A 24667-nucleotide genomic window follows, 5' to 3' on the forward strand; every position below is an offset into this window, starting at 1 on the left:
GCGATGAGGGGTGATCTGGACGAGACACTGGCCCGGCTGGCGCGGCGCGAGGAGGCGCGGCGCCGACGGGAGCCGCTGCCCGGCGAGCCGGCCGAAGCGGCCGAACGGGGTGGCGCCGCCGACGGGCCGGTTCCGGACGGGCCGCCGGACCGGCGGGCCGGGCACGGCGCGTACCGGCTGCGGGGCGGCGAGGCGGCGCACCGGCGGGACCCGGTCGAGGAGGTCGCCGAGGCGGTCCGACGGGTGGTCGCCGAGCATCCCGGGCTCGACGTGACGCTCCGGGTCGAGCTGGGCGGCCAGGCGTACCCGCTGCGGGTCTCCTGGGCGGGCCCGGCGGTGACGGTCGGCCCGGCCGCCGCGCCGGCGCCCCCGCCGGCCTGGCCGATGTCGGTGAAGACGGTGCCCGCGCCCGGGCACGACCCGCTGGACACCGACCCGGCGGCCCGGCTCGCCGAGATGATCCGCCGGGACCCGTCCCTGCTGGAGGACCCCGGCCCGCGCTGACCCCCGGCGGGGTGTGGTGCCGGCGGCTACTGTCGGCGGGTGGCCGAACCCGACCTGACCCTGACCGCGAGCCTGCGGCCGGCCGCGCTGGACGCCCGCCGGGGCGTCGTACGCCTGCACCCCGAGGTGCTGACCGCGCTGGCCCTGCGCCCCGGCGACCCGGTGCGCCTGACCGGTCGCCGGGTGACCGCCGGCATCGCGGCCGCCGCCGAGCCGGGCACCAGCAGCGCCCTGCTGTACGCCGACGACCTGCTGCTCGGCAACCTCGGCGTGCGGGCCGGCGGGCAGGTCACGGTGAGCCCGCTGGCGGCCGCCCCGGCGCGCCGGGTGACAGTGGCCGGCCCGGCCGCGGTGGTCGCCGCGGTCCCGCCGGAGATGCTGCGGCTCGCGCTGCTGGGCAAGGTGGTCACCGCCGGCGACGACGTCTCGCTGCTGCCGCAGGACGTGCTCCCGGACGCCGCCGTGCGCGGCCTGGTCGAGGCGGCGCGGCGCAGCCTCGCCAGCTCCGTCGGGTACGCCTGGACCAGCACCCTGCTCACCGTGGTCGCGGCCGAGCCGGCGACCGGCGCGCTGGTCACCATGGACACGGTGGTGGGCTGGGAACACGGACCGGCCACCCGCGGCTCCGGCCCGGCGGACGTGTCCGACTCCGCGCCCGTCGCGACGGCGGCCGAGGGTCTGCTCGGTCCGGAGGACGCGCCGGACGTGGACGAGCTGCCCGGCCTGCGGGCCCAGGCCGAGGAGCTGACCGAGCTGCTGGACCTCGGCTTCCACCACGGGGAGGTGCTGGGCCGGCTGGGCACCACCGTCTCGCTCGGGGTTCTCGTCGAGGGCCCGGCGGGCTCGGGCAAGGCAGCGCTGGTCCGCGCCGTCGCCGCCCGGGTGGGCGCGCGAATCCGTCCGCTCTGGGCACCGGAGCTGGCCGCGTCGACCGCCGACGCGGCGGCCCGACGGTTGCGCGAGGCGGCCTCGGCGGTACGCGCCGGCGGACCCGCCGTGCTGCTGGTCACCGACGTGGAGGCGATCGCCCCGGCCGACGAGCCGGGCCCGCTGGCCACGGTGTTCCGGCAGGTCGTCGCCGAGACGGTACGGGCCGGCGCGGCGGTGGTCTGCACCAGCGCGCGCCCCGAGGCGGTGGACCCGGCCCTGCGCGGCCCGGACCTGCTGGCCCTGCGGATCACCGTGCCGCTGCCTGACCCGGCGCTGCGCCGGGAGCAGTTGACAGTGCTCACCCGCCAGGTGCCGCTGGCCGGCGACGTCCGGCTGGACGAGGTGGCGGCGCGTACCCCCGGTTTCGTCGCCGCGGACCTCGCGGCGTTGGTCCGGGAGGCCGGGGTGCGGGCGGCGCTGCGGCAGAAGACGGCGGAGACGCCGACCGTGGCGATGGCCGACTTCACCGCCGCGTTGGAGGTGGTCCGGCCGACCACCATGGCCGCCTCCACGCTGGAGCTGGCGTCGGTGACGCTCGACGACGTGGGCGGGCTGCACGAGGTCAAGCAGACGTTGACCGAGTCCGTGCTCTGGCCGCTGACCTATCCGGACACGTTCGCCCGGCTGGGGGTGACGCCGCCGCGCGGGGTGCTGCTCTACGGGCCGCCCGGCTGCGGGAAGACCTACCTGGTCACCGCGCTGGCCGGCTCCGGGCGCGCGAACGTGCTGTCGGTGAAGGGCGCCGAGCTGCTCTCCAAGTGGGTGGGCGACAGCGAACGCGCGGTCCGCGAGCTGTTCCGCCGGGCCCGGGAGGCGGCGCCCACCCTGGTCTTCCTGGACGAGGTGGACGCCCTGGCCCCGGTGCGCGGCCAGGCCACCGACGGGGGTACCACCGACCGGGTGGTCGCCGCGCTGCTCACCGAGCTGGACGGGGTGGAGGCGCTGCGCAACGTGGTGGTGGTCGGCGCGACGAACCGGCCGGAGCTGGTCGACCCGGCGCTGCTGCGTCCCGGCCGGCTGGAACGCCTGGTCTACGTGCCCCCGCCGGACGGTCCGGCCCGCGCCGAGATCCTCCGGGCGGCGGCGCGGAACGTGCCGCTCGCGTCGGACGTGGACCTCGACGCGCTCGGCGGCGACCTGGACGGCTTCTCCGCGGCCGACTGCGCCGCGCTGGTGCGGGAGGCGGCGCTGGCCGCGATGCGCGAGTCGCTGAGCGCCCGCACGGTCACCGCCGGGCACGTCGAGGCGGCCCGTGCCCGGGTACGCCCCTCCCTCGATCCGGCGCAGCTCGCCCACCTGGAGTCGTACGCCGCCACCCGGCGGTGACGGCTCAGTCGGTGGGCAGCAGCGGCCCGAGCGGGCCCAGGTCGAGGTTGAGGTCCTCGGGCGAGAGTCCGAAGTAGTCGAGGAGCTGGGTCATCTGCTCCTCCAGCGCCATCAGCGTGGCGCCGATGCGCTCGACCTGGTCGTCGTCGAGGTCGCCCAGGTCGACCCGGCGCAGCGCCTGCCGTTCCATCAGTTGGCGGAGCAGCTCGACCACGGTGAGCACCAGGCTGGCCAGGCCGCGCTCGACCGAGTTCTCGTCCACCGCGAGCCGCCGGTCCAGCGGCCGGACCCGGGGCGCGGTCCAGGTCGACTCGCCCAACGCCGCGGCCAGCTCGGCCGCCTCGTTCCGGGTGGTCACGGCGCCACCGCCGACTCCGGCGCGACGGTTCCCGGCTCGGGCGGGGCGAGTGCCCCGACGGACGCGATCAGCGCGCGCAGCGAGATCCGGACCAGGTCGACGTCCGCGATGGCCAGCGTGATGTCGCCGGTGACCACCACACCGGCGGCGAGCACCCGGTCGAGCAGGTCGACCAGCGCCACCTGCCGGTAGGCCGACGGGTCGTCGACGCTGCTCGGGGCCAGTGCCGTCACGGCCATGCCGACTCCGCCGCCGGTTCCGTCACGAACGAGTACGCCGGCCACGGGCCGGTCAGCTCCAACCGCAGCTCCGGGTGCCGGTCGGCGAGCGCTCCCGCCAGCGCGCGGAAGCCGTCCAGCCCGGCGCGGTCGACCAGGTACGCGCCGTTGAGCGCCATCGCGGTGGCCGCGCCGGAGAGCCGACGGTCCTGCGGCGCGTGCCGCCGGGCGGCCACCGCGTGCCCGGCGAGCACGGCGTGCACGGCCGCCGCCGCGTCGGCGGCGATCCGCTGCCCCTCCTCGCGGGCGGTGAGCTGGGCCCGACGCCGGCGCAGGTACGCCGCCCCCGCGCCGCCCCCGCCGCCCGGCTCCTCGGTGCGCGGGGTGACGCCCGGCACCACGTACCCCTTGACGCCCCACTCCTCGCGGCCGGTGAGCCGGGCCAGCGTGCCGGACAGCTCGTCGTGCCGCTCGGCCAACACCCGGGCCACCCGGTCGTCGTCGCGGTGGACGGTGGCGAGCCGGGCCGGCACCACGGCCCCGGCGCGGGCGAGCGCGTCGACCACCGCGTGGTGGGCCCGCGCGGCGCGCTCCAGCCAGCCCAGGTCCTCCAGGTTGCGGCGCAACGCCTCCTCGCCGTACTCGGCCAGCGGCGCGTCGCCGACCACGGCGACGAGGCCCGCGCCGGTGACCGCGCGCACAGGCGTGCCGGCGATGCCGGGGATCCCGGCCAGGGTCGTCGGGGCGACCTCCGCCACCACGCCGTGCAGCCAGACGCCGCTGCCGGTCTCCGGCGCCACCGGCGCGGGTTCAGCTGTCGTCGTCATCCCACTCCTCCCTCGCGACACGGGCGGCGACGCGCGGCCGGCGGGACGCCTCGACCTCCTCGGGGTCGCGGGGTCCCGGCTCGACCGGTGGGCGGGCCCGGGAACTGAGCCACGGGTCGTGCTCCCACCAGTCGATGCCGATCTGCCGGGCGGTGTCGACCGAGGCGATGACCAGCCGCAGCTTCAAGGTCAGCAACTCGATGTCGAGCAGGCTGACCCGGATGTCGCCGGCGATGACGATGCCCCGGTCGAGGACCCGTTCGAGGATGTCGCCGAGGTTCGCCGGCTCGTGTCCGGCGCCCATCACCTGGCCGGTGTTCTGCACCACCGGCGGTTGCCGCGCTGTGGTCATCTCAGCCCCCGTCCCCCTTGCCGCGCTGGTAGCGGCGCGTCCGCCGGTAGCCGAGCAGGTCACCGGTCATGTCCAGCTCCACCTCGTAGAGGCCGAGCAGGTCGGTGGACGCGGGGATGCGATGGTCCTCGACCACCTCCACCCCGACCAGCCAGCCGTCGTCGGTAGGCTGGATCGAGGTGATCCCGAGCGGGTCCTTGCCGGTCAGCGCCACGACCTGACGCAGCCCCTCCCGGGCCGCCTCGGCCGTGCTGATCGCCTCCTCGTCGTTCTCGTCGAGGTAGCGTTCCTCGGCCCGGCCGTCCTGCCGCTGGCGGTTGCCGTCGCCGCGGATCCGTGTCGACGTCATGTCCTCCCCCTCGCCCCCCGTTGCTGCTCCCCCCGCCGGCGGGCGGGGCGTCGCCGGGCGGACGGCGGCGGTTGATCGCCGCCGTTCGCCCGGGACGCGCTACGGCCGGTCGTCGCACCCTGCGGCGTCAGCCGGTCCAGCACGCGCTGCTGGCCCCGGTCGCGCTCCTCCGGCGTGATGTCGCCGGCTTCCGCCGCCCGGTCCAGCTCCTCCAGCTCGCGGCGGATGTTCACCGGGTCGTGCTGCTTCGACTCCGCCTCCCGGGCGACCACCCTGACCATCGCGGTGAGCCCGCGCACCGGCGCGTACGGCAGGGTCAGCAGCGCCCACAGGATGTCCATGCTCACTCCGCCAGTTGGTGCGCGCTGACGAAGTCGTACGGGGCGAGCGGGCCGATCAGCCGCGTCCGGATCAGGTCCCGGCGCTGCTCGGCGAACTCCTCCACGGCCCGGACGAACTCCTCCTCGTCGTCGTTCGCGACCAGGAAGGCGATGTGCACGGCGTCCAGCTCGTGGCTGGGCGCGCGGGCCGCGTCGGCGACCACGTGTCCGCCGACCGCGTCGATCAGGTCCCGGTTCTCCGCCTCCCGGCGCAGCTCGACCGCCTGGCTGATCATCTCGCCGAGGCGGATCCGCTGCTCCCGGCTCTCCGCCTCCGGCCGACCTCGCACCTGGTCGGCGAGGGCGGCGGCGTCGCGGTTGCCGGCGAGCAGCTCGCCGATGAACTCCTGCTCGTCGAAGCGCCCGTGCACCGTGTACTGCACCCGGTCCTCGAACTCGTCCAGCGCGTCGGCGAACCGGTCGTGGTGCGCGTCGAGCAGGTCCTCGACCGCGTCCTCGCCGGTCACCACCGTGCCGAAGCGGACCGGCAGCACGGGCGCGACCTCGGCCGTCCCGTCCAGCAACCGCTCGTACGCGGACAGGTCCGCCGGCCGGCCCAGTGGCTCCTCCAGCCCCACCTCGCTGACCAGCGCGGCCAGCTCGCCGTGCCGGATCGCGGTCACCTCGCCGGGCGGGGAGCCGACCCCCTCGGCGTCGGAGGTCGGCTCCACGTCGGACGGCACGATGCCGTAGATGAACAGCCCGCTCTCCCCGGCCATCTCAGCGCTCCCCGTCCCGCCGGCGCGACCGGTCGCGCAGCGAGTCCGCCACCGCGCCGCTGATCTCCTCGGCGGCCTTGCCCAGGCCGGAGATCGCCTTGCCCTTCGCGGCCGACCCGGCGACGCCGTCCACCAGGTCGGGCAACGTCTTCTGCTCCTTCGGCACGATGTTCATCCGGTCGACCGTCTCGGCGAACCGGAGGTACGTCTCGAGGCTGGCGACCACCACCCGGGCGTTCATCTCCAGCAGTTGGATCCCGACGACGGCGACCGACACCTGCGCGTCGATCACCACGCCCTTGTCCAGCACGGTCTCCACGACGTCGGCGAGGCCACCACCACCGCCGCCGGTGCGCTCCAACGCGCTGCCGGGACTCCCGGCCGCGGCGGCGACGCTCACTCCCCACGCTCCTCACGCCGACGGCGGACCACCGGACGGCGGGGCGCCTCGGGGGCACGACGGGCCCGCTCCTCGCGGGGTTCCCGCTCCGCGCGCTGCGGGCGGCGGGCCCGCTCGGGCTGCCGCCGACGCGGCGGCTCCTCCTCCTCGGGCTCCTCGTCGTACTCGTCGTCCTCGAAGTCCTCGCCGTCGTCGTAGTCCGCGTACTCCTCCTCCGCGGGCGTGGGGCGACGGCGTGCCGGGGGCCGGCGGCGGCCACGCTCGGCGGGCCGGCGCTCCTCCTCGGGCTCGGTCTCCGGCTCCTCGGCGCGGCCCTCCTGCTCCTCGCGGAGCGCGGTCTCGTGGTCCTTGACCACCTGGGAGTCCTCGATCTCGCCGCGCCAGCCCTCGACGGAGTCGGGGTCGAGCACGGTCTCGGTCATCACGTGCCGGACGAAGTGCTTCAGCTCCAGGCGCACGCGGCGACCCTGGGCCCGCCAGAGGTTGCCGGTGTGCTCGAACAGACCCTGCGGGTGGTACTCCAGCACCACCAGGATCTTGGTCAGCTCGGGGCCGACCTCGTGGAAGCTGACCGTCCCGTCGACGGAGCCCTTCTCGCCCTTCGACCGCCAGTGGATGAGCCGGTCCGGGATCTGCCGCACGATGGTCGACTCCCAGGTCCGGTGCGACCAGAGGACCTGCGCCTTCCAGGTCATCTTCTCGTCTTCGTCGTTGTCGGCCTGCTCGACCTTCTTCATGAAGCTCGGGAAGTCGCCGAACGTCGTCCACTGGTTGTAGGCCACCCGGACCGGCACCCCGACCTCGATGGTCTCGACGATGTTGGTGACCTTGAGCTTCTTGCCGCCGCCCTTGCCACCCTTGCCGCCGCCGAACGCCGACATCAGCTTCTCCTTACCGCCGGCCAGGCCGGCATGGAACATGGCCTTCAGCGGGGAGTTGCCGTCGGCGAGCTTCTGCGCGCCGGTGGCCGCGGCGACCAGGCCGGGACCGCCGCCCTGCTTCGCGTACTCGCTGAGTCGACCGGTGGCGCCGGTGACCCGCTCGGTGACCACCTGCACGGCCCGTTCCCCGATCGCGGAGGCGAGGTTGCGCAGCTCGTCGCCGATCTGTTCACGTGCCCGGTCCGTCAGGCTGGTGGGGGCCATCGTCACCGCCCCCGTCCACGACGGACCGGGGCCGGCCGCTCGGCCCGGTCCCCGTCGTCGCGGTCCTCGTCGTCGACCATGGGCTGCTCGTCGAGCTCCTGCTCCTCGTCGGGCGCCGAGCGCTCGCCTTCCGGCTGCTCGCCGGAGCGGCGGCGCAACGCGTCGGCGCCGCTGCGCAGCCTGCCGCTGACCGCGTCGATGCCGCTGCCGGCGGCAGCGGTCGCCGCGGCCCGGCCGGCGGTGACCAGCGGCGCGCCGAGCTTGCCGAGGTTGCCCAGTTGCGGGCTCGACCCGAGCAGGCCGGTGGCCATCTGCTTCAGGCCGCCGGGGTTCTGGCTGGCCCGGCCGGCCGCGACGGCGGCGGCCAGGGTGAGTGCGGTCCGCAGCTTCCTGCGGCGGCCGAGGACATATCCGAAACCGACCGCCAGGGCGATCCGAGCTCCGCTCTTCATCAGTTCTCCTTCGCTCCCCGGCGGAAGGGACACCACATGCTGGAGCAGACCCGGAAGACAACTGCCGGGGATCAGCGAAAAAGGGCCAGCGACCGGTGTCCCGCCATCAGCGGACCCGGCGGGCAGTACCCGTCAGCACATGCGCGAAACATTTCCCGAGGGAATGCGAAGGGCGTCGCCGAAAAGGATGAACCTCGCACTCAATCCCAAGTGAGCAGGGAGAACACGAGGTGATTGTCTTGCGGCAAGCGTGCGTTCAGTGGCTCGGAATGGCCGAGTCGAGACACATTCTCGCGTGAATCCTGCCGTTCTCCTCGTGCAATTCCGCGCCGCATCGGCGAAGAACGGAAAGAGCGCCGGCATTGTCCGGTGTGGTGTCCGCGACGACCGTGTGCATTCCGGCCGCCGCAGCGGCGTGCAGCAACTCCCGCAGCGCGGCGGCGCCCAGGCCCCGCCCCCGGGCCGACCGGCCCAGCCACATGCCGGTCTCCACCACCCCGGGCTCGTCGCGGCGGGCCATCCGCACCATCCCGACCACCTCGCCGCCGGAGACGACGGCGTACATGGCGGTGCGGGTCGGGCCGGCCAGACCGCCGAAGCTGGCCCGGTGGAACTCGCGGAAGGCGTCCCGACGGGCCAACGACCAGCCGGCCGGAGCGTCCACCGGAGGCATCACGTCCTCCGGCTCGGCCTCGGCCGCCGCTACGGAGAGCAACGGCTCCAGGTTGCGCTCGTCCACCGGCTCCAGCCGTACCGCACCCGTCACGAGCCGCAGTCTGCCGCCCGTTCCGCCGCGCGTCCACCCCTTTGCCGACCTACTGCCGGTACGGCGGAGCGGGTCGGCCGGTCGTACCCCCGGGGTGTTCCGCCTCACGCTGCGTTGTCATCCGACCGGTCCTTCCGCGCGTGAGCGTGCTCACCCGACGGGTCCGAACTCGCAGAGCGCCACCGAGGCGTCGTCGGTCCGCTTACGCCGGCGCAGCCGGTCCGGGTGGTCCCGCTCGGCCACGCGGACCCGGTCGATCAGCCCCTCCGGCCCCTCCACGGCCGCCACCTCCAGCAGGCCGGCCCAGTCGAAGAGGCCGAACTGCTCGACCGCGCAGGAGGCCCCGTCGCTGAGCAGCGCCGCCCGGCGCAGCGCCCCCGGCCCGCGCAGCGGAACCGTGCCGGTCACCGCGTGGTAGGCGGCGTCCGGATCGGCGGCCGCCGCCCAGTAGCCGTGGGTGCGGTTCATCCGCGTCCGCTGCACGCTCACCGCACGCCGGAACCGGACGGTCGGGTCGACCTCGTCGCCGGGCAGCGCGGCGGCGGCGCGCCGCAGGTCGGCCAGCGCGGTCTCCAGCCGGTCGTCGGTGACCACCTCGATCTCCCGATCGGTCTGCAGCACCAGCGGGCTGTCGCAGAGCACCAGGTAGTCGGCCCGGTCGCCGCCCTCGCGCAGCAGGCACACGGTCGACGACGGGGTCCCCGGGTGGTCGAGGTCGCACACCCCGCCGTGGTCGGCCCGCACCGCCAGGATCGCCGCCGCCAGGCTGCTCATCAGCGTCGCACCGGGTCGGGTGGCGACCGCCAGGCCGATCCGGGCGGCCAGGTGCCGGACGTACCAGGCCGGGCCGTGGACGCAGCCGGTGTCGAAGCCCTCCGGCACGGTCGCCCCGTCGAGGACGCCCACCAGCGGACCGAACCGGAAGACCACGTCCTCGTTCTCCGGCCGGCCGGGCGCCGGGTCGGAGGCGGAGCGCACCCGCATCAGCGGCGCCTGCCCCACCGCCCGGGCCGGGCTGCTGCCGGTCGCGTACCGGCGGTCCGGTGCACCCATCGAGCCGCTCCCTCCGTCGTCGCACGCCGCCTACCCGGACGGCGCGGAGCCATGCGGGCCGGCACCGCCGGCGCATCTCGGCAACCCTCCGTCACCACTCCGCAACAGCCGGTAGCGTCATTCCCGATCGGGTCGGACCGAGCGTCAGGGGGATCGCGATGTTGGAGCGGTTGCACGAGTCGGGAATCCGGGCGGAGCACGCCTACGTCGCCGGGTTCGTCAGCATCGGGCTCTCGTTCACCAGCTGGTTCCTCTCCAAGAGCCTGGAGCGTGCCGGGGTGGCGCGGGCGGACCGGTGGGGCATCTTCATCGGCGAGTGGGCGCCGACCTTCTTCGCCATCGGCAACGGGCTGCGCACGTACGAGAAGTGAGGCCGGTCAGCGCCGGCGGTTGCGCGCCCGCGACGAGCGGAGCCGCCGCAGCCGGCCGATCAGCACCGGCTCGGCGGCGAGCGCGGCCGGATGGTCCAGCAACGCGTTGAGCAGCTGGTAGTAGCGGGTCGCGGAGAGACCGAAGGTGTCCCGGATGGCCTGTTCCTTGGCGCCGGCGTGCTTCCACCAGCGGGACTCGAAGGCGAGGATCCGCCGCTCCCGCTCGGTGAGCCCGGCGACCGGCTCCTCCCCGACCGGCCCGGCCGCGTCGAGGGACGGCGACTCGTCGGGCAGCGCGGACTCGACCGGCGGTGCCGAGCGGGGCGGGGGGACGGTGGGCGGCGCGTCCGGGGTGGACGGCTCGGCCCGGTCGGTGGCCCGTGGGGTGGCGTCGGCGGACACGGCGCTCCTCTCCGACGGCAGATGACCGGCGCGGGGCACGCGCCGGCCGGGGGGACCCCAGCGTAACCAGGGCCGTCCCCGGCCGCATCGCACGCGCGGTCCGCGCCGCCGGCGACGGCCGGCGGCGCGGACGGCGGTCAGGAGATGTCCCGCCGGCGCATCGTCCAGAACGCCCCGACCAGGGCCGCCACGGCCCCGACGCCGAACACCACTGCCGACTGCTGCCAGGTCACCACGTACTTGGCCGGTTCGCAGGCGCCCTTGGCGAACTGGCAGGTGTCGTAGTCGAACAGCTCCGCCTGCTTCAGGAACCACGACTGGGCGTACGTGGAGAGCACGTAGCGGTCGCCGAACGGCACCGAGAGCACGCCGACCGCGATCCGGATGCCGATCTCGCTGATCGCGAAGACCGCCACCGCCGCGCCCAGGGCCATGGCGGTGTGCCGACCCAGCGAGGCGAGCGCGAACGCCACCGCGCCGACCACCAGCACCAGGGCCACCGCCCGCAGCCCGTCCAGGCCGATCGAGCGCCAGACGCCGGCGGTCATCTTCGCGGTGGTGCCGCGGGACGTGCCGATCAGCCAGAACGCCGCGGTCCAGAGCGCGCCGAGCACCACCGTCACGCCGAGCACGGTGGTGAGCAGGGCGGCCAGCTTGGTGCCCAGCACGGCGAGCCGTTTCGGTCGCCAGAGCAGCAGGTTCATCATCCCGCCGGTGTTCCACTCGGCCCCCACGAAGGAGGCGCCGACGATGAACGCGAAGAGCGCCACGGCCCCGGCGAAGACGGCGATGAACGTGGGGAACTCGGCCCGGAAGTCGAACTGGTAGGGCAGGTTCCACTTCGGGTCGAACATCTCGGGCTGCGGCTGGTAGTCCTTGCCGCAGTTCGGGCCGAACCGCTCCTCGGTCTGCTCGCCGCGGGCCTGGGCGGCCTCGCAGTCGGCCACGGTGCGCTTCCAGTCCTCCACCGAGCGCTTGTACTGGGCGTCGGACTCGGCCTGGGCGGCGGCGACCACCTCGGGCGAGAGCTTGTGGCTGGAGAAGCTGAACGCGGTGGCGACGGTGGCGAGCCCGACCAGCAGCAGGACGAGCAGCAGCCGGGTGAGCCGGCGCTTGCCGAGCCGGCGCAGCTCGGTGACGAACAGGCTCATGCGCCCCAACCTCCTGCGGTGCCGGTCTGGTCGACCTTGGCGGACTGATCGACCTGACGGTGCTGGCCGGGGACCGGCGCGGTCGCGGTCAGTTCGAGGAAGACGCTCTCCAGGTCGACCGCGACCGGGGTGAGCTCGCTGACGTAGAGACCCTGCTCGGCGAGGAGCCGGCTGACCTCGGCCGGCTTGTCCACGCCGGACAGCATCAGGTGGTCGGCCTCGCTGGTCGCGACACGGATGCCGGAGCGGGTCAGCGTCTCGGCGGCCTGGGGCAGGTCGCTGACCGCCTCCAGCCGCACCCGCACGCTGCCCTGCGAGTGCGCCGCGAGCACCTCCTCGACCGGCCCGTACGCGACCCGCCGGCCGAGCGAGATGATGGTGACCGAGTCACAGATGAGCTGGATCTCGCCCAGGATGTGGCTGGAGAGCACCACGGTCATCCCGGACTCGGCCAGCCCGCGCATCAGCCCGCGCATCTCCCGGATCCCGCCCGGGTCGAGACCGTTGGCCGGCTCGTCGAGGATCAGCAGCTTCGGGTTTTTGAGCAGCGCCGACGCGACGGCGAGCCGCTGCTTCATGCCGAGCGAGTAGGTCTTCACCCGCTCGCCGGCGCGGTCGCGCAGCCCGACCAGCTCCAGCACCTCGTCGACCCGCTGCCGGGGCAGCTCGCCGGCCTGGGCGAGCAGGCCCAGGGTGTCCCGCGCGGAGAAGTGCGGGAAGAACTGCGGGCTCTCCACGATGGCGCCGACCTGCCCGGCGACCGCCGGCAGCGCGTGCGGCAGCTCCTGGCCGAGGATCGCCATCCGGCCGCCGTTGGGGCGGATCAGCCCGAGCAGCGTACGCAGCGTGGTGGTCTTGCCCGAGCCGTTCGGGCCGAGGAAGCCGTGCACCTGGCCGGCCTCGACCCGCATGTCGAAGCCGTCGAGCGCGTGGCGTACCCCGCGTTTCCGGCTCCGGTACGTCTTGCGGAGACCCTCGATCTCCAGGACAGCCGACACAGCTGACCTCCCCCGATGAGTAGGTGACAGCGACACCATACGCGGTATGCACGCGAAGGCAATACCGGGTATGCAGTGTCGGCGTGTCAAGAAGGGACCCCTCCCATACCGGAGGCGTTAAGAGGGGGCCCTTCCTTGCACCTCAGGCGCAGACGACGTGCACGCCCGCGTCCCGGAACGCCTGCACCACCGTCGGGGCCGCACCGGAGTCGGTCACCAGCGTCTCGATCCGGTCCACCGGGCAGATCCGGGCGAACGCGTGCCCGCCCAGCTTGGACGAGTCGGCGATGACCACGACCCGCTTGGCCCGGGCCACCATGAGGCTGTTCATGGCCGCCTCACCCTCGTGGTGCGCGGCGGCGCCGAGCTGCGGGTCGATCGCGTCCACGCCGAGCAGCGCGACGTCCAGGGTGACCTCGCGCAGCAGCGCCCCGCCCAGCGGGCCGACCAGCTCGAACGACTTGGGCCGCACCACGCCGCCGGCCACCACCACCTTCATCCGCGAGCGCACCAGCAGCTCGTTGGCGATGTTCAGCGCGTTGGTGACCACGGTGAGCTGGGCGCCCTCGGCGCTGGTGTTGAGATCCGGACGGACCGCCAGGGCGCGGGCCACCTCGGTACTGGTGGTGCCACCGTTGAGCCCCACCACGGTGCCCGGGGAGACCAGCGCCGCGGCGGCGGCGCCGATCCGCTGCTTCTCCGCCGAGTGCTTGGCCGTCTTGTAGCGCAGCGGCAGGTCGTAGGAGACGCCGTTGGCGACCGCGCCGCCCCGGGTCCGCGTGATCATCTGCTGCTGGGCGAGCTGGTCGAAGTCCCGCCGGATGGTGGCCTGGGAGACGTCGAGCCGCTCGGCCGCCTCCTCGACGCTGACCCGGCCGCTGTCGGTCAGCATCTCGAGCAGCGCGTTCCAGCGCGCGTAGCGGTCCACCGCGGGGGCCTCCCCTGACTGTGCACGAACGGTGATTGATTGCGTGCACAGTAGTGCGCGAAACTGGGTCTGCGCAAAACCCTGTGCTGCGCGAACCGGGAGACGGTTGCCACAGCCACCCGACTTCGCGCAGAATGACGCGCGAAAGACGGCTGTATCGCGCCCTATTGCGCAAGGTCTCCCCTGGCGAGGAGTTGTCATGGCGTTCGTGCACGCGGAGATCGCGAGCCAGCCCGACTGCTGGCGGGAGGCGGCCCGGCTCGCCCCGACCGTCGCCGGCCAGCTGCCGCGCCCCGGCGAGCGGGTCGCGGTGGTCGGTTGCGGCACGTCGTGGTTCATGGCGGCGTCGTACGCGGGGCTGCGCGAGGGCGCCGGCCAGGGCGAGACGGACGCCTTCCAGGCCAGCGAGTTCCCCACCGGCCGCCACTACGACCGGCTGATCGCGATCACCCGTTCCGGCACCACCACCGAGGTGCTCGACCTGCTCGCCGCGCTGCGCGGGCGGATCCCCACCACGGTCCTGGTCGGCGACCCGGACTCCCCCGCCGTCGCCCTGGCCGACGCCACCGTCGCGCTGCCCTTCGCCGACGAGCGCTCCGTCGTGCAGACCCGCTTCGCCACCACCGCGCTCGCGCTGCTCCGCGCACACCTCGGTGAGGACCTCGGCCGGCTCGCCGCCGACGCCGAGGTCGCCGTCCGGGCGCCGCTGCCGATCGACCCGGCCCGCATCGAGCAGGTCACCTTCCTCGGTCGCGGGTGGACCGTGGGGCTGGCCCAGGAGGCCGCGCTGAAGTGCCGCGAGGCGGCCACGTTCTGGGCCGAGGCGTACCCGGCGATGGACTATCGGCACGGCCCCATCTCGGTCGCCGCCCCGGGCCGGCTGGTCTGGGCGTTCGGCGACATCCCGGACGGGCTGCCGGAGGACGTGGCGGCCACCGGCGCCGCGTTCGTGCACAGCCGCACGCACGGGTGCCGCACGGTGCTGACCAGTTGGGCGGCCGGCCGCAACCCGGTCGACCCGATGGCCGACCTGATCCTGGCCCAGCGTTTCGCCGTCGCGCTGGCCACCAGCCGTGGTCTCGACCCCGACGCGCCGAGGCACCTCACCAGGTCCGTGGTCCTGGCGTGAGGGGGCGCGACGAGGTCGTCGTCGCGCTGGACGTGGGCGGCACCGGGATGAAGTGCGCCCTGGTCCGGCCGGACGGCACGACCGTGCACACCGAACGGCACGCCACCGACGCCCAGCGCGGCCCGGACGCCGTGGTGGACACCGTCCTGGACGTGGCCGACGGGCTGGCGGGCAAGGCGCGCGCCGCCGGCCTCACGCCGGTGGCCTGCGGCATCGCCGTGCCCGGGGTGGTCGACGAGGCCCGGGGGGTGGCGGTCTGGTCGGCCAACGTGGGCTTCCGGGACGTACCGCTGGGCGACCTGGCGGCCACGCGCCTCGACCTGCCCGCGGCGCTCGGCCACGACGTGCGGGTGGGCGGCCTGGCCGAGGCCCGGCTCGGCGCCGGCCGGGACGCCGGGCACGTGCTCTTCGTCGCGATCGGCACCGGCATCGCCGCCGCGCACGTGGTCGACGGGTCGGCCGCCGTCGGCGCGCACGGCGCCGCCGGGGAGATCGGCCACATCCTGGTACGCCCCGGCGGCCCGCCCTGCGGCTGCGGCCGGGCCGGCTGCCTGGAGGCGGTGGCCTCGGCCTCGGCGATCGGCCGTCGCTACACCGAGCTGGCCGGCACACCGGCGACCGCCGCCGAGGTGGCCGACCGGGCGGCGACCGGCGACCGGCTCGCCGAGCGGGTCTGGCGGGAGGCGGTCGAGGCGCTCGCCGACGGTCTGGCCACCGGGCAGGCGCTCTACGATGTGGCGACCGTGGTGCTCGGCGGTGGCCTGGCCCAGGCCGGTCCCCGGCTGTTCGACCCGTTGCGCGACGCGCTGCGGGAGCGGCTGACCTTCCACCGCGAACCGCGCCTGGTCGCGGCCGCCCTCGGCGACGAGGCCGGCTGCCTGGGCGCCGCCCTGCTGGCCCTGGACACCCTGGCGAAGGAGAGTCGATGACCCGGCGCGTGACCGGCAAGGTGGTGACCCCGACCGGCGTCATCCGGCAGGGCTGCGTGGAGATCCGGGACGGTCGGATCAGCGCGGTGGCCGACTACCCGTCGGTGCGCGACGGTCACTGGATCGTGCCGGGCTTCGTCGACATGCACACCCATGGCGGGGGCGGCCACACGTTCACCACGGGCGACCCGGAGTCGGCCCGGCAGGCCGCCGCGTTCCACCTCGGACACGGCACCACCACGCTGCTGGCCAGCCTGGTCAGCTCCCCGTTCGCGCTGATGCGCGACGCCACCGCGGCCTTCCGCCCGCTGGTCGAGGAGGGGGTGCTCGCCGGCATCCACTTCGAGGGCCCCTACCTGTCGGCCGACCGCTGCGGCGCGCAGAACCCGGAGTTCCTCCGTGACCCGTCCACGGCCGAGCTGACCGAACTGATCGAGCTGGGTGGCGGCGCGGTGCGCATGGTCACCCTCGCCCCCGAGCGGGACGGCGCGACGGCGGCGATCGAGCTGCTGGTCGGGCGTGGTGTGGTCGCGGCGGTCGGACACACCGACGCCTCCTGGGCGCAGACCCGCGCGGCGGTGGCCGCCGGCGCGAGCGTCGGCACCCACCTGTTCAACGGGATGCGCCCGGTGCACCACCGCGAGCCCGGCCCGGTGGTGGCGCTGCTGGAGGCCCCGAACGTGGTCTGCGAGCTGGTCGCCGACGGCGTCCACCTGCACGACGGCATGCTCGGCTTCGCCACCTCGGTCGCCGGCCCGGAACGGGCCGCGCTGATCACCGACGCGATGGCCGCCGCCGGCATGCCCGACGGCGAGTACGAGCTGGGCGGCCAGGCGGTCACCGTGGCCGACGGCGTGGCCCGGCTCAGCCGGGACGGGGCGATCGCCGGCAGCACCCTGACCATGGACGCCGCCCTGCGGCACGCGGTCGACGCTGGGGTCGCGCTGCCGGACGCCTGCCGCATGGTGTCCACCACCCCGGCCCGCGCGATCGGCCTCGGCGACCGGGTGGGCGCCCTCCAGACCGGCCTGCGCGCCGACCTGGTGGTGCTCGACGACGACCTGAACGTGGTCCGGGTGATGCGCGGCGGCGACTGGGTGGAGTGACCCGGCCGTCAGGCGGTGGGGACCTCGACGCCGAGCACGGCCTGCTCGTCCGGGCGGTGCACCAGCACGTCGGCCAGGTAGGACTGCACGGCCCGGCGCATCCCGACGTCCCGACCGGCCTGCTCGGAGAGCAGCCACTTGTGCTCGATGATCTGCGCGAACAGCTCCTGTGGCTCCAGCTTGCGCCGCAGGTGGGCGGGCACGGCCCGGACCACCGGCTCGAAGACCTCGGTGAGCCAGCGGTGCGCCGCCTGCTGCTCGTCGGTGAGGTCGCTCTCCACCCGGTAGGCGTCCAGGTCGTTGAGCAGCTTGCGGGCCTGGTTCTCCTCGGCGTCCAGGCCGGTGAGCCGCAGCAGCCGTCGGGTGTGGTAGCCGGCGTCGACCACCTTGGGTCGCACCAGGTAGCGCCCGTTGTCGACGGTCGACATGGCCACCTCGGCGACGTCGAAGCCCAGCTCGTTGAGGCGCCGGATGCGGCCCTCGATGTCGTGCCGGGCGGCGCGTTCGACCTGCTGCTCGTAGGTGATCTCGTGCCAGAGCCGCTCGTAGCGCCGCACGACCTCCTCGCACACCAACTCGGGGTCGATCGACTCGTGCAGCAGGCCGGCGGCCTGCAGGTCGAGCGCCTCGCCGAAGATGTTGACCCGGGCGATCTCCAGGTCCTCGCCGCGCTGGCCGTTGGAGAGCGAGGGGTGCAGCGCGCCGGTCTCGGCGTCCACCAGGTAGGCGGCGAACGCGCCGGCGTCGCGCCGGAACAGCGTGTTCGACAGCGAGCAGTCGCCCCAGAAGAAGCCGGTCAGGTGCATCCGGACGATCAGCGCGGCCAGCGCGTCGAGCAGCCGGTTCATCGTCTCCGGCCGCAGCGTGTTGGAGAACAGCGCGCGGTAGGGCAGGGAGAACTGGAGGTGCCGGGTGATCAGCACCGGGTCGAGCGGCTCGCCGTCGTCGGTCTGCCGGTCGGCCACGATGGCGATCGCCTCCACCGAGGGGAAGTCGATCCGCTCCAGCGCCCGCAGCAGGTCGTACTCGCGTTCGGCGACCCGCTCGCCGGTCTCCTTCACCGCGTAGACGTAGCCGCCGAGCCGGACGAACCGCACGATGTGCCGGGAGATGCCCTGGGGCAGCGCCACCAGGTGCTCGGCAGGCCACTGCTCCAGCGGGGTCGACCAGGGGAGGTCGAGCAGCGCCGGGTCGACGAGGGCCGAGGTGATCCGCACGGCAACCAGTGTGACCGGTGACCCCCGCGCCGCGCTTCCCTTCGTGGCTCGGCACACAGCCACCGATCGGGTCGGCGCGGTCGGCCGGTAGCGTGGTCGCGTGCGCCAGACCTCAGGGGTACGCCGCGACCTGCGGCTGCGACCGGTCCGACCGGCCGGGTGGTGGTTCGACGGGCTGCTGCTCGCGGCCCTGGTGGCGCTGACCGTGGCGCTCGCCACCGACCATCTCCTCGGGCTCGACCGGGCGGTCGCCGACTGGGCCGCCGCGCACCGCCCGACGGCCGCCCGCTGGGTGGCGATGGCGCTCAACCTGCTCGGCCAGGGCACCCCGCTGACGCTGCTGGCGGCCGGGCTCGGTGTGCTGCTCGCGCTGCGGCTGCGCTCGGTACGGCCGGTGCTGCCGCCGGTGACCGCGTTCGTGCTGACCTTCTTCACGATCGGCCCGCTGAAGGTGTGGACGGCCCGCCCGGCGCCGAGCGCCTCGGTGAAGGAGCCGTTCCTGCCGGCCGAGCAGACGCTGCCGCTGTTCCAGCACGACCTGCCGGTGCGGTTCGCGCAGTCGTACCCGTCGGGGCACGTGGCCAACGCGATCGTCTGGTACGGCGTGCTCGCCCTGCTGCTGGCCCCGTTGCTGCGTTCGGTCGGCCGGGCCGTCGGACCCCGGCTGGTCACCGTGGTCCGGGTCGTCCCCCCGGCGGTGGTCTTCTGCACCACCGTCTACCTGGGCTGGCACTGGTTCACCGACTCGGTCGCCGGGCTGCTGCTCGGGCTGCTGCTGGACCGGCTGCTGCACCGGGTGCCGTGGGACGACCTGCCGCTGCCCGGGCGGCTCGGCCCGTGGGCCCGGCCGACCGACCAGCTGCGCTGACCTTCCCGCCTCTTGTCCCGACGGATCGACGCCGGTATACATTTAGCAACCTTAACAGTTAAGTTTGTTAAATGTAGGAGGTGCACGTGCTGGTGAGACGAATCAGCCGCTGGCTGTCGGCGGGCGCCGCCGGTCTGCTGACCGCGGCCCTGGCGGTCGCCGTCGCCCCGGACGCGCGGTCGGCCGTCGTCGACGACGAGGCCTGCCGGCCCGACGGGCTCTACCGCACGCCCGGGGTCGCGGTGCCCTACTGCACCGTCTACGACACCGCGGGCCGGGAGAAGATGGGCGCCGACCACCCGCGCCGGATCATCGGCTACTTCACCAGCTGGCGCACCGGCCGCAACGGCGCACCCGCCTACCTGGTGAACCAGATCCCGTGGCAGAAGATCACCCACATCAACTACGCGTTCGCCCACGTCGACGCGAACAACCGGATCTCCGTCGGCAACCCGGCCGCCCCGGACAACCCGGCCACGAACATGACCTGGCCCGGCGTGGCCGGCGCCGAGATGGACCCGAGCCTGCCCTACACGGGGCACTTCAACCTGCTGAACAAGTACAAGAAGCAGCACCCGAACGTCCGCACCCTGATCAGCGTCGGCGGCTGGGCCGAGACCGGCGGCTTCATCGACGACAACGGCAACCGGGTGGACTCCGGCGGCTTCTACCGGATGACCACCACCGGCACGAACACGGTCAACACCGCCGGCATCAACACGTTCGCCGACTCGGTGGTCACGTTCCTGCGCACCTACGGCATCGACGGCGTGGACATCGACTACGAGTACCCGACCTCCAACAACAAGGCCGGCAACCCGCTCGACTTCGCCCAGGCCGACGCCAAGCGGGCCGGGCTCAACGCGTCGTACCAGGTGCTGATGCGCACGCTGCGGGAGAAGCTCGACCGGGCCGCCGCCGCCGACGGCAAGCACTACCTGCTCACCGTGGCCGCGCCCGCGTCCGGGTGGCTGCTGCGCGGCATGGAGTCCTACCAGGCGTTGCAGTACCTCGACTACGTCAACGTCATGTCCTACGACCTGCACGGCGCGTGGAACCACTTCGTCGGGCCGAACGCGGCGCTCTACGACAACGGTGACGACGCCGAGCTGGCCTCCGGCGGCGTCTACGGCGCGTACTCCGGGATCGGCTACCTCAACACCGACTGGGCCTACCACTACTTCCGGGGCGCGCTGCCCAGCGGCCGGGTCAACATCGGCGTGCCCTACTACACCCGGGGCTGGCAGGGCGTCACCGGCGGCACCAACGGCCTGTGGGGGCGGGCGGCGCTGCCCGACCAGACGAAGTGCCCGGCCGGCACCGGCGGCTCGATCGGCTCCACCATCCCCTGCGGCAACGGCGCGGTCGGCATCGACAACCTCTGGCACGACCTCGACGCCGCCGGCGACGAGGTGCCCGCCGGCGCCAACCCGATGTGGCACGCGAAGAACCTCCAGCAGGGCATCACCGGCGACTACCTGACCGCGTACGGGCTCACCCCGGCCACCGACCCGGCCGACCGGATCAGCGGCAGCTACGCCCGGAACTACTCGTCGGCGCTGGTCGCGCCCTGGCTGTGGAACGCCGAGAAGAAGGTCTTCCTCTCCACCGAGGACGACCAGTCGCTCGCCGCCAAGGCCGACTGGGTCACGGCCAAGGGCGTCGGCGGCGTGATGATCTGGGAACTCGCCGGCGACTACGCCTACGACTCCGCCAAGGGCCAGTACGGCATGGGCGACACGCTCACCACGCTGCTCTACGACCGGTTCAAGGCCGCGCCCGCGTACGGGGCCCGCAAGGCGGGCACCACCATGCCCACGAAGACGCTCGACGTGGCGGTCGGCATGGGCGGCTTCGCGCTCGGCGACAACAACTACCCGATCAACCCGGAGCTGCGGCTGACCAACAACACCGGCGCGCCGATCCCGGCCGGGGCGCAGCTGGAGTTCGACTACCCCACCACCACCCCGGCCACGCTCAGCCAGCAGTCCGGCTGGGCGCTCACCACGGTCTCCACCGGCCACACCGGCAGCAACGTGGGCGGCCTCAAGGGCGACCACAACCGGGTACGCCTCACCGTGCCGGCCGCCATCGCGCCCGGCGCGTACGCCGAGGTGACGTTGAACTACCAACTCCCGATCTCCGGCCCGGCCAACCTCACGCTCACCTTCGGCGGCCAGACGTACGCGCTGACCGGCGACTGGGCGCGCGGCGGCGCGGTGGTCAGCCCGTCGCCGAGCCCGAGCGGCTCCACCCCGCCCGGCGGCGGCACCTGCACCGCCCCGGCGTGGTCGGCGGCCACCGCGTACTCCGGCGGCGCGACCGTCTCGTACGGCGGGCACACCTGGAGCGCGAAGTGGTGGACCCAGGGCGAGACGCCGGGCAGCGCGGCGGTCTGGGCCGACCAGGGCGCCTGCGCCGGCTCCCCGACGCCGACGCCCACCGCCTCCCCGACGTCCACGGGTGGGGCGTGCACGACGCCGGCCTGGGCCGCCGGCACCGCGTACTCCGGTGGTGCGGTGGTGTCCCACGGCGGGCACCGGTGGACCGCGCGGTGGTGGACCCAGGGTGACGTCCCGGGGGCCGACAGCCAGGGCGTCTGGACCGACAACGGGCCCTGCTGAACCGGGACCGGTGCCGCCGGCGGACCACGCCGGCGGCACCGGCCGTTCACGTCCCACCCCTAGGCTGCGGATGTGGAACGGCTGGCACGACGACTCGGCGTACCCGACGCGGTCGTCATCGGGTTGGGGTCGATGCTCGGCGCGGGCGTCTTCGTGGTCTTCGCGCCCGCCGCGTCGGCGGCCGGCGGCGCCGGGCTGCTGGTGGCGCTCGCGCTGGCCGGTTTCATCGCGTTCTGCAACGCCACCAGCTCGGCCCGGCTCGCCGCCCGCTACCCGGAGTCCGGCGGCACCTACGTCTACGGCCGGGAACGACTGCACCCGTTCGCCGGCTTCGTCGCCGGGTGGGGATTCGTGGTCGGCAAGACGGCGAGCTGCGCGGCGATGGCGCTGACCGTCGGGGCGTACCTGTGGCCGGGGCGGGCCCGGCTCGTCGCGGTCCTCACGGTGGTGGCGGTGACCGCGGTGAACCTGCGCGGCGTCGGCAGGACCGCGACCGCCACCCGGGTCCTGGTCGGCGTGGTGCTCACCGTGCTCGCCGTGGTGGCGGTGACCGGCGCGCCGCAGGTCGCCGTCGACCGGCTCACCGACGGCGGCGACATCGGGGCACGCGGCGTGCTCACCGCCGCCGGCCTGCTCTTCTTCGCCTTCGCCGGCTATGCGCGGATCGCCACGCTGGGAGAGGAGGTACGCGATCCGGAGCGCACGATCCCGCGCGCCGTGCCGCTCGCGCTCGGCGCGGTGCTGGCCGTCTACCTGACGCTGGCCGTGGTCGCGCTCGGCGTGCTGGGCACCGACCGGCTGGCCGCCGCCTCCGCGCCGCTGGTCGAGGTGGCGTCGGCAGCGGGTCGCCCCGGGCTGGCCTGGCTGGTCCGGGCGGGGGCGGCCGTCGCGGTGACCGGGGTGCTGCTCTCCCTGCTGGCCGGCGTCGGCCGCACCACGCTGGCGATGGCCCGCCGCCACGACCTGCCGGCGACCCTGGCGGCGGTGCACCCGCGCCACCGGGTGCCGCACCGCGCCGAACTGGCCGTGGCCGCCGTGGTGATCGTCGTGGTGGCGCTCGGCGACGTGCGGGGCGCGATCGGCTTCTCCAGCTGCACCGTGCTGGTCTACTACGCGATCACCAACGCGGCGGCGCTGACGCTGGGGCGGGACCCGGCGCGGAAGCTGCCGGTGCGGGCGCTCGCGGCCCTGGGACTGGTGGGCTGCCTGCTGCTCGCGGTCAACCTGCCGCTGCCCAGCGTGCTCGCCGGCTTCGGCGTGCTCGCCCTCGGCGCCGCCTGGTACGCCCTCCGCCACCGCTGACCAGGCTCACTCCGCCGCCTCGCGGGGCGCTGGTGGCCCGGTCGGCGCGGGCGGTGGCGCGGGTGTGGTCTCCCGGAGCAGGGCGGTCAGCCCGGCCCGCCGGGCCACCACGGTCAACCGGTCGCCGGCCTGCAGCACCATGCGCGGGTCGACCGACCAGTCGGCCTTCTGGCCGACGCGGGTGTGCGCCAGCAGGCGCACCTCGCCCGGGCGGGCCACCGTGCCGAGCGGTCGCCCGTCCAACGGGGAACCCGCCACCACCGGCACCTCGGTGACCAGCAGCGCGTGCCGGTCGACCGGGATGGTGGCGATCACCGCGCGGTCCAGCAGGGCCGCCGCGAACGACGGCGCGGCCAGGTAGGACACGCTGCGCGAGATGCCGATGCCGAACGCCTGCTGGATCCGCTCGGCGAAGTCGCCGTCGAACAGCCGCAGCACCACCCGCAGGTCGGGGTCGAGCGAACGGGCGATCAACGCGGCACGCAGGTTCGTCCCGTCGTCGGTCGAGACCACCACCAGCGCCTGGCAGGTGTCCACCGAGGCGGAGCGCAACGTCTCCTCCCGACCGGCGTCGCCGACGATCAACGGCACCCCCAGCCGGTGCGCGAGCGCGGCGCCGCGCGCCTCCGCGTTCCGGTCGATGGCCACCACCTCGACCCCGAAGTCGTGCAGCTGCGCCATCACCCGGGTGCCGATGTTGCCCAACCCGACCACGACCACGTGGCCGGACCGGTCGGGTTGGATCCGGCCGGCGTGCAGGGCCAGCCGGGCGTTCACGATGCCGTCGACCACGGCGGCCGTGATCAGTGGGATCAGCGCCAGCCCGGCCAGGTTGAGCACCACCTGCATGATCTGGGCGGCGACCGGTTTGTTGACGTCCGGATCCTGGCCGCTGAGCGTGGTGACCAGGGTGAGATAGAGCGCCTCGCTCCAACTGACATCGGCGGCCCGGGCATTGAGCCAGCCGAGCACCGCGATCACCCCGAGCAGCACCAGCACCGCGATGCCGATCTTGCGGGTGGCGAAGCTGCGGACCGCGCGGAGCAGCACCTCGACCGGCTGCCGGCGCCGCCGGGCCCGGACCAGCCGCCGCGCGGCCAACTCGGTGCCGGGCGGCTGGCCGGTCGCCTCGGCGAGCACCACGTCGGCCGCCGCCTCGTCGGCGGGAAGCACCCGGACCAGCTCCGGATCACCGGTGACGGCCAGGCCGCAGACCACGTCCTGCGGGCGTACGTCGGCGCGACGGGCCACGTAGAGCGTGCGGCCGGCGTGCCGGAAGTGGGTCGGGGCCAGCTCGCCCAGCGCGGCGGCGACGAACGCCGGGGCGGCCATCGAGGCGTCGGAGAGCACCGCCGAGTCGGGGAAGAGCTGCCGCAGCCCGTCGGCCAGGTTGGTGTTGAACATCCGGACCACCAGGCGCAGCCGGGGCTCGACCTCCTGGGCGCAGAGCGCGGCGTGCATGTTGCCCACGTCGTCCTGGTGCAGCAGGGCCAGCCCGGCCGCGTCGGCCAGCCCGGCCCGGCGGAACGTGGCCTCGTCGAGCCGGTCGGCCCGCACCACCCGGACCCCGGGCACGTCCCGCCCGTCCGGGCCCTCGGAGCGGCGGCGCTCCGGCACCACCAGCGTGACCCGCACCTGGCCGTGGGCCCCGTCCGTGGCGAGCAGGGCGCGGACCACCCAGTAGGCCAGCGGGTCGGAACCGCAGACCACGAAGTGGGGTCGTTCGTCACCGTTCATCCGGAGCCGCCAGCCGGTCGCGCGGCGCGCGCGGTCGCGCAGGGGCTCGGCCATGCCCGGATCGTAGTCAGCCGCTCGCGGTGGGCGCAGCCCCCTCGATCATGAACGCATGGCGTCGCCGGGTAC

25 protein-coding genes and 2 pseudogenes are annotated in these 24667 nt (G+C 74.4%); 9 read left to right on the forward strand and 18 right to left on the reverse strand.

Translation table 11 applies throughout. From position 1 onward, the window contains the following. Nucleotides 1–3: 3 nt before the first annotated feature. Nucleotides 4–504 carry a hypothetical protein gene (locus ACN27B_RS07105; protein ID WP_099164892.1) on the forward strand — a complete coding sequence of 167 codons (501 nt, stop codon included), beginning with the start codon at nucleotides 4–6 and terminating at the stop codon, nucleotides 502–504. Nucleotides 505–543: 39 nt separating this feature from the next. Then, the gene (locus ACN27B_RS07110) at nucleotides 544–2760 is read left to right on the forward strand and encodes an AAA family ATPase (protein WP_099163475.1); all 2217 of its coding nucleotides are present in this window, start codon (nucleotides 544–546) and stop codon (nucleotides 2758–2760) included. Between the two features lie 4 nt (nucleotides 2761–2764). Here the strand turns inward: ACN27B_RS07110 and ACN27B_RS07115 are convergent, their stop codons facing one another. The 12 genes and pseudogenes from ACN27B_RS07115 to ACN27B_RS07170 all read right to left on the reverse strand — a co-directional run bounded on the left by ACN27B_RS07115 (nucleotide 2765) and on the right by ACN27B_RS07170 (nucleotide 9779). Continuing rightward, nucleotides 2765–3118 (reverse strand): gas vesicle protein K, encoded by a 354-nt coding sequence (locus ACN27B_RS07115; protein ID WP_422744019.1) that lies wholly within the window; start codon nucleotides 3116–3118, stop codon nucleotides 2765–2767. Continuing rightward, the gene (locus ACN27B_RS07120; protein WP_099163474.1) at nucleotides 3115–3357 is read right to left on the reverse strand and encodes a gas vesicle protein; all 243 of its coding nucleotides are present in this window, start codon (nucleotides 3355–3357) and stop codon (nucleotides 3115–3117) included. The genes ACN27B_RS07115 and ACN27B_RS07120 overlap by 4 nt, the downstream gene beginning before the upstream one ends. Continuing rightward, a complete protein-coding gene (locus ACN27B_RS07125; protein WP_422744021.1) occupies nucleotides 3348–4163 on the reverse strand; it encodes a GvpL/GvpF family gas vesicle protein in 816 nt (271 codons plus the stop codon). Before ACN27B_RS07125 ends, ACN27B_RS07120 begins: the two co-directional genes overlap by 10 nt. 151 nt (nucleotides 4164–4314) lie before the next feature. Next, nucleotides 4315–4467, reverse strand: a pseudogene (gene gvpJ / locus ACN27B_RS07130) (gas vesicle protein GvpJ); the annotation flags it as partial. 49 nt (nucleotides 4468–4516) lie between these two features. Then, on the reverse strand, nucleotides 4517–4864 hold the full coding sequence (locus ACN27B_RS07135) for a gas vesicle protein (protein WP_091569055.1): 348 nt from the start codon (nucleotides 4862–4864) through the stop codon (nucleotides 4517–4519). Next, entirely contained in the window at nucleotides 4861–5205 is a 345-nt protein-coding gene (locus tag ACN27B_RS07140) for a gas vesicle protein GvpG (RefSeq protein ID WP_099163472.1), read from the reverse strand. The genes ACN27B_RS07135 and ACN27B_RS07140 overlap by 4 nt, the downstream gene beginning before the upstream one ends. A gap of 2 nt (nucleotides 5206–5207) precedes the next feature. Beyond that, entirely contained in the window at nucleotides 5208–5963 is a 756-nt protein-coding gene (locus ACN27B_RS07145) for a GvpL/GvpF family gas vesicle protein (RefSeq protein WP_422744024.1), read from the reverse strand. Between the two features lie 181 nt (nucleotides 5964–6144). Next, nucleotides 6145–6324: pseudogene (gene gvpJ, locus ACN27B_RS07150) on the reverse strand (gas vesicle protein GvpJ); the annotation flags it as partial. Nucleotides 6325–6359: 35 nt separating this feature from the next. Continuing rightward, nucleotides 6360–7508 (reverse strand): SRPBCC family protein, encoded by a 1149-nt coding sequence (locus ACN27B_RS07155; RefSeq protein WP_099163469.1) that lies wholly within the window; start codon nucleotides 7506–7508, stop codon nucleotides 6360–6362. Between the two features lie 2 nt (nucleotides 7509–7510). Continuing rightward, the gene (locus ACN27B_RS07160; protein ID WP_216642297.1) at nucleotides 7511–7960 is read right to left on the reverse strand and encodes a hypothetical protein; all 450 of its coding nucleotides are present in this window, start codon (nucleotides 7958–7960) and stop codon (nucleotides 7511–7513) included. Nucleotides 7961–8216: 256 nt separating this feature from the next. After that, complete coding sequence (locus ACN27B_RS07165; protein ID WP_099163468.1) at nucleotides 8217–8726, reverse strand: GNAT family N-acetyltransferase; 510 nt, start codon at nucleotides 8724–8726, stop codon at nucleotides 8217–8219. Nucleotides 8727–8876: 150 nt separating this feature from the next. Continuing rightward, nucleotides 8877–9779 carry a hypothetical protein gene (locus tag ACN27B_RS07170; protein WP_422744027.1) on the reverse strand — a complete coding sequence of 301 codons (903 nt, stop codon included), beginning with the start codon at nucleotides 9777–9779 and terminating at the stop codon, nucleotides 8877–8879. A 158-nt stretch (nucleotides 9780–9937) separates the two neighbouring features. Between ACN27B_RS07170 and ACN27B_RS07175 the strand changes: the two genes are divergently transcribed. Beyond that, the gene (locus ACN27B_RS07175; RefSeq protein WP_091569036.1) at nucleotides 9938–10150 is read left to right on the forward strand and encodes a hypothetical protein; all 213 of its coding nucleotides are present in this window, start codon (nucleotides 9938–9940) and stop codon (nucleotides 10148–10150) included. Nucleotides 10151–10156: 6 nt separating this feature from the next. Here the strand turns inward: ACN27B_RS07175 and ACN27B_RS07180 are convergent, their stop codons facing one another. The 4 genes from ACN27B_RS07180 to ACN27B_RS07195 all read right to left on the reverse strand — a co-directional run bounded on the left by ACN27B_RS07180 (nucleotide 10157) and on the right by ACN27B_RS07195 (nucleotide 13629). Continuing rightward, nucleotides 10157–10552, reverse strand: coding sequence for a DUF3263 domain-containing protein (locus tag ACN27B_RS07180; RefSeq protein WP_357624046.1), 396 nt, complete (start codon nucleotides 10550–10552; stop codon nucleotides 10157–10159). Between the two features lie 137 nt (nucleotides 10553–10689). Beyond that, on the reverse strand, nucleotides 10690–11703 hold the full coding sequence (locus ACN27B_RS07185; protein ID WP_099163465.1) for an ABC transporter permease subunit: 1014 nt from the start codon (nucleotides 11701–11703) through the stop codon (nucleotides 10690–10692). Beyond that, a complete protein-coding gene (locus ACN27B_RS07190; RefSeq protein WP_099163464.1) occupies nucleotides 11700–12701 on the reverse strand; it encodes an ATP-binding cassette domain-containing protein in 1002 nt (333 codons plus the stop codon). Before ACN27B_RS07190 ends, ACN27B_RS07185 begins: the two co-directional genes overlap by 4 nt. Before the next feature lie 142 nt (nucleotides 12702–12843). After that, nucleotides 12844–13629 (reverse strand): DeoR/GlpR family DNA-binding transcription regulator, encoded by a 786-nt coding sequence (locus ACN27B_RS07195; protein ID WP_099163463.1) that lies wholly within the window; start codon nucleotides 13627–13629, stop codon nucleotides 12844–12846. 199 nt (nucleotides 13630–13828) lie between these two features. Between ACN27B_RS07195 and ACN27B_RS07200 the strand changes: the two genes are divergently transcribed. The 3 genes from ACN27B_RS07200 to nagA are packed head-to-tail and all read left to right on the forward strand — an operon-like array spanning nucleotide 13829 to nucleotide 16793. Next, on the forward strand, nucleotides 13829–14758 hold the full coding sequence (locus tag ACN27B_RS07200; protein WP_099163462.1) for an SIS domain-containing protein: 930 nt from the start codon (nucleotides 13829–13831) through the stop codon (nucleotides 14756–14758). Beyond that, nucleotides 14755–15687 (forward strand): ROK family protein, encoded by a 933-nt coding sequence (locus ACN27B_RS07205; RefSeq protein ID WP_098747663.1) that lies wholly within the window; start codon nucleotides 14755–14757, stop codon nucleotides 15685–15687. Before ACN27B_RS07200 ends, ACN27B_RS07205 begins: the two co-directional genes overlap by 4 nt. After that, nucleotides 15684–16793, forward strand: coding sequence for an N-acetylglucosamine-6-phosphate deacetylase (nagA, locus tag ACN27B_RS07210; RefSeq protein WP_422744031.1), 1110 nt, complete (start codon nucleotides 15684–15686; stop codon nucleotides 16791–16793). The genes ACN27B_RS07205 and nagA overlap by 4 nt, the downstream gene beginning before the upstream one ends. Nucleotides 16794–16801: 8 nt before the next feature. On the opposite strand, the gene ACN27B_RS07215 is transcribed toward nagA, so the two are convergent. After that, nucleotides 16802–18010 (reverse strand): DUF4032 domain-containing protein, encoded by a 1209-nt coding sequence (locus ACN27B_RS07215; RefSeq protein ID WP_091569017.1) that lies wholly within the window; start codon nucleotides 18008–18010, stop codon nucleotides 16802–16804. A gap of 130 nt (nucleotides 18011–18140) precedes the next feature. On the opposite strand from ACN27B_RS07215, the gene ACN27B_RS07220 reads away from it, so the two are divergent. The 3 genes from ACN27B_RS07220 to ACN27B_RS07230 all read left to right on the forward strand — a co-directional run bounded on the left by ACN27B_RS07220 (nucleotide 18141) and on the right by ACN27B_RS07230 (nucleotide 22804). Then, the gene (locus ACN27B_RS07220) at nucleotides 18141–18878 is read left to right on the forward strand and encodes a phosphatase PAP2 family protein (RefSeq protein WP_422745865.1); all 738 of its coding nucleotides are present in this window, start codon (nucleotides 18141–18143) and stop codon (nucleotides 18876–18878) included. An 86-nt stretch (nucleotides 18879–18964) separates the two neighbouring features. Then, nucleotides 18965–21502, forward strand: coding sequence for a chitinase C-terminal domain-containing protein (locus tag ACN27B_RS07225; RefSeq protein ID WP_422744033.1), 2538 nt, complete (start codon nucleotides 18965–18967; stop codon nucleotides 21500–21502). 72 nt (nucleotides 21503–21574) lie between these two features. Continuing rightward, nucleotides 21575–22804 (forward strand): APC family permease, encoded by a 1230-nt coding sequence (locus ACN27B_RS07230; RefSeq protein ID WP_422744035.1) that lies wholly within the window; start codon nucleotides 21575–21577, stop codon nucleotides 22802–22804. A 6-nt stretch (nucleotides 22805–22810) separates the two neighbouring features. Here ACN27B_RS07230 and ACN27B_RS07235 read toward each other — a convergent pair whose 3' ends face one another. Continuing rightward, entirely contained in the window at nucleotides 22811–24595 is a 1785-nt protein-coding gene (locus ACN27B_RS07235) for a potassium channel family protein (RefSeq protein WP_371682238.1), read from the reverse strand. Nucleotides 24596–24667 lie beyond the last annotated feature (72 nt).

It is taken from the genome of Micromonospora sp. WMMD754, from assembly GCF_049315235.1.
In the GTDB taxonomy this organism is placed as follows: Bacteria; Actinomycetota; Actinomycetes; order Mycobacteriales; family Micromonosporaceae; genus Micromonospora; species Micromonospora sediminicola.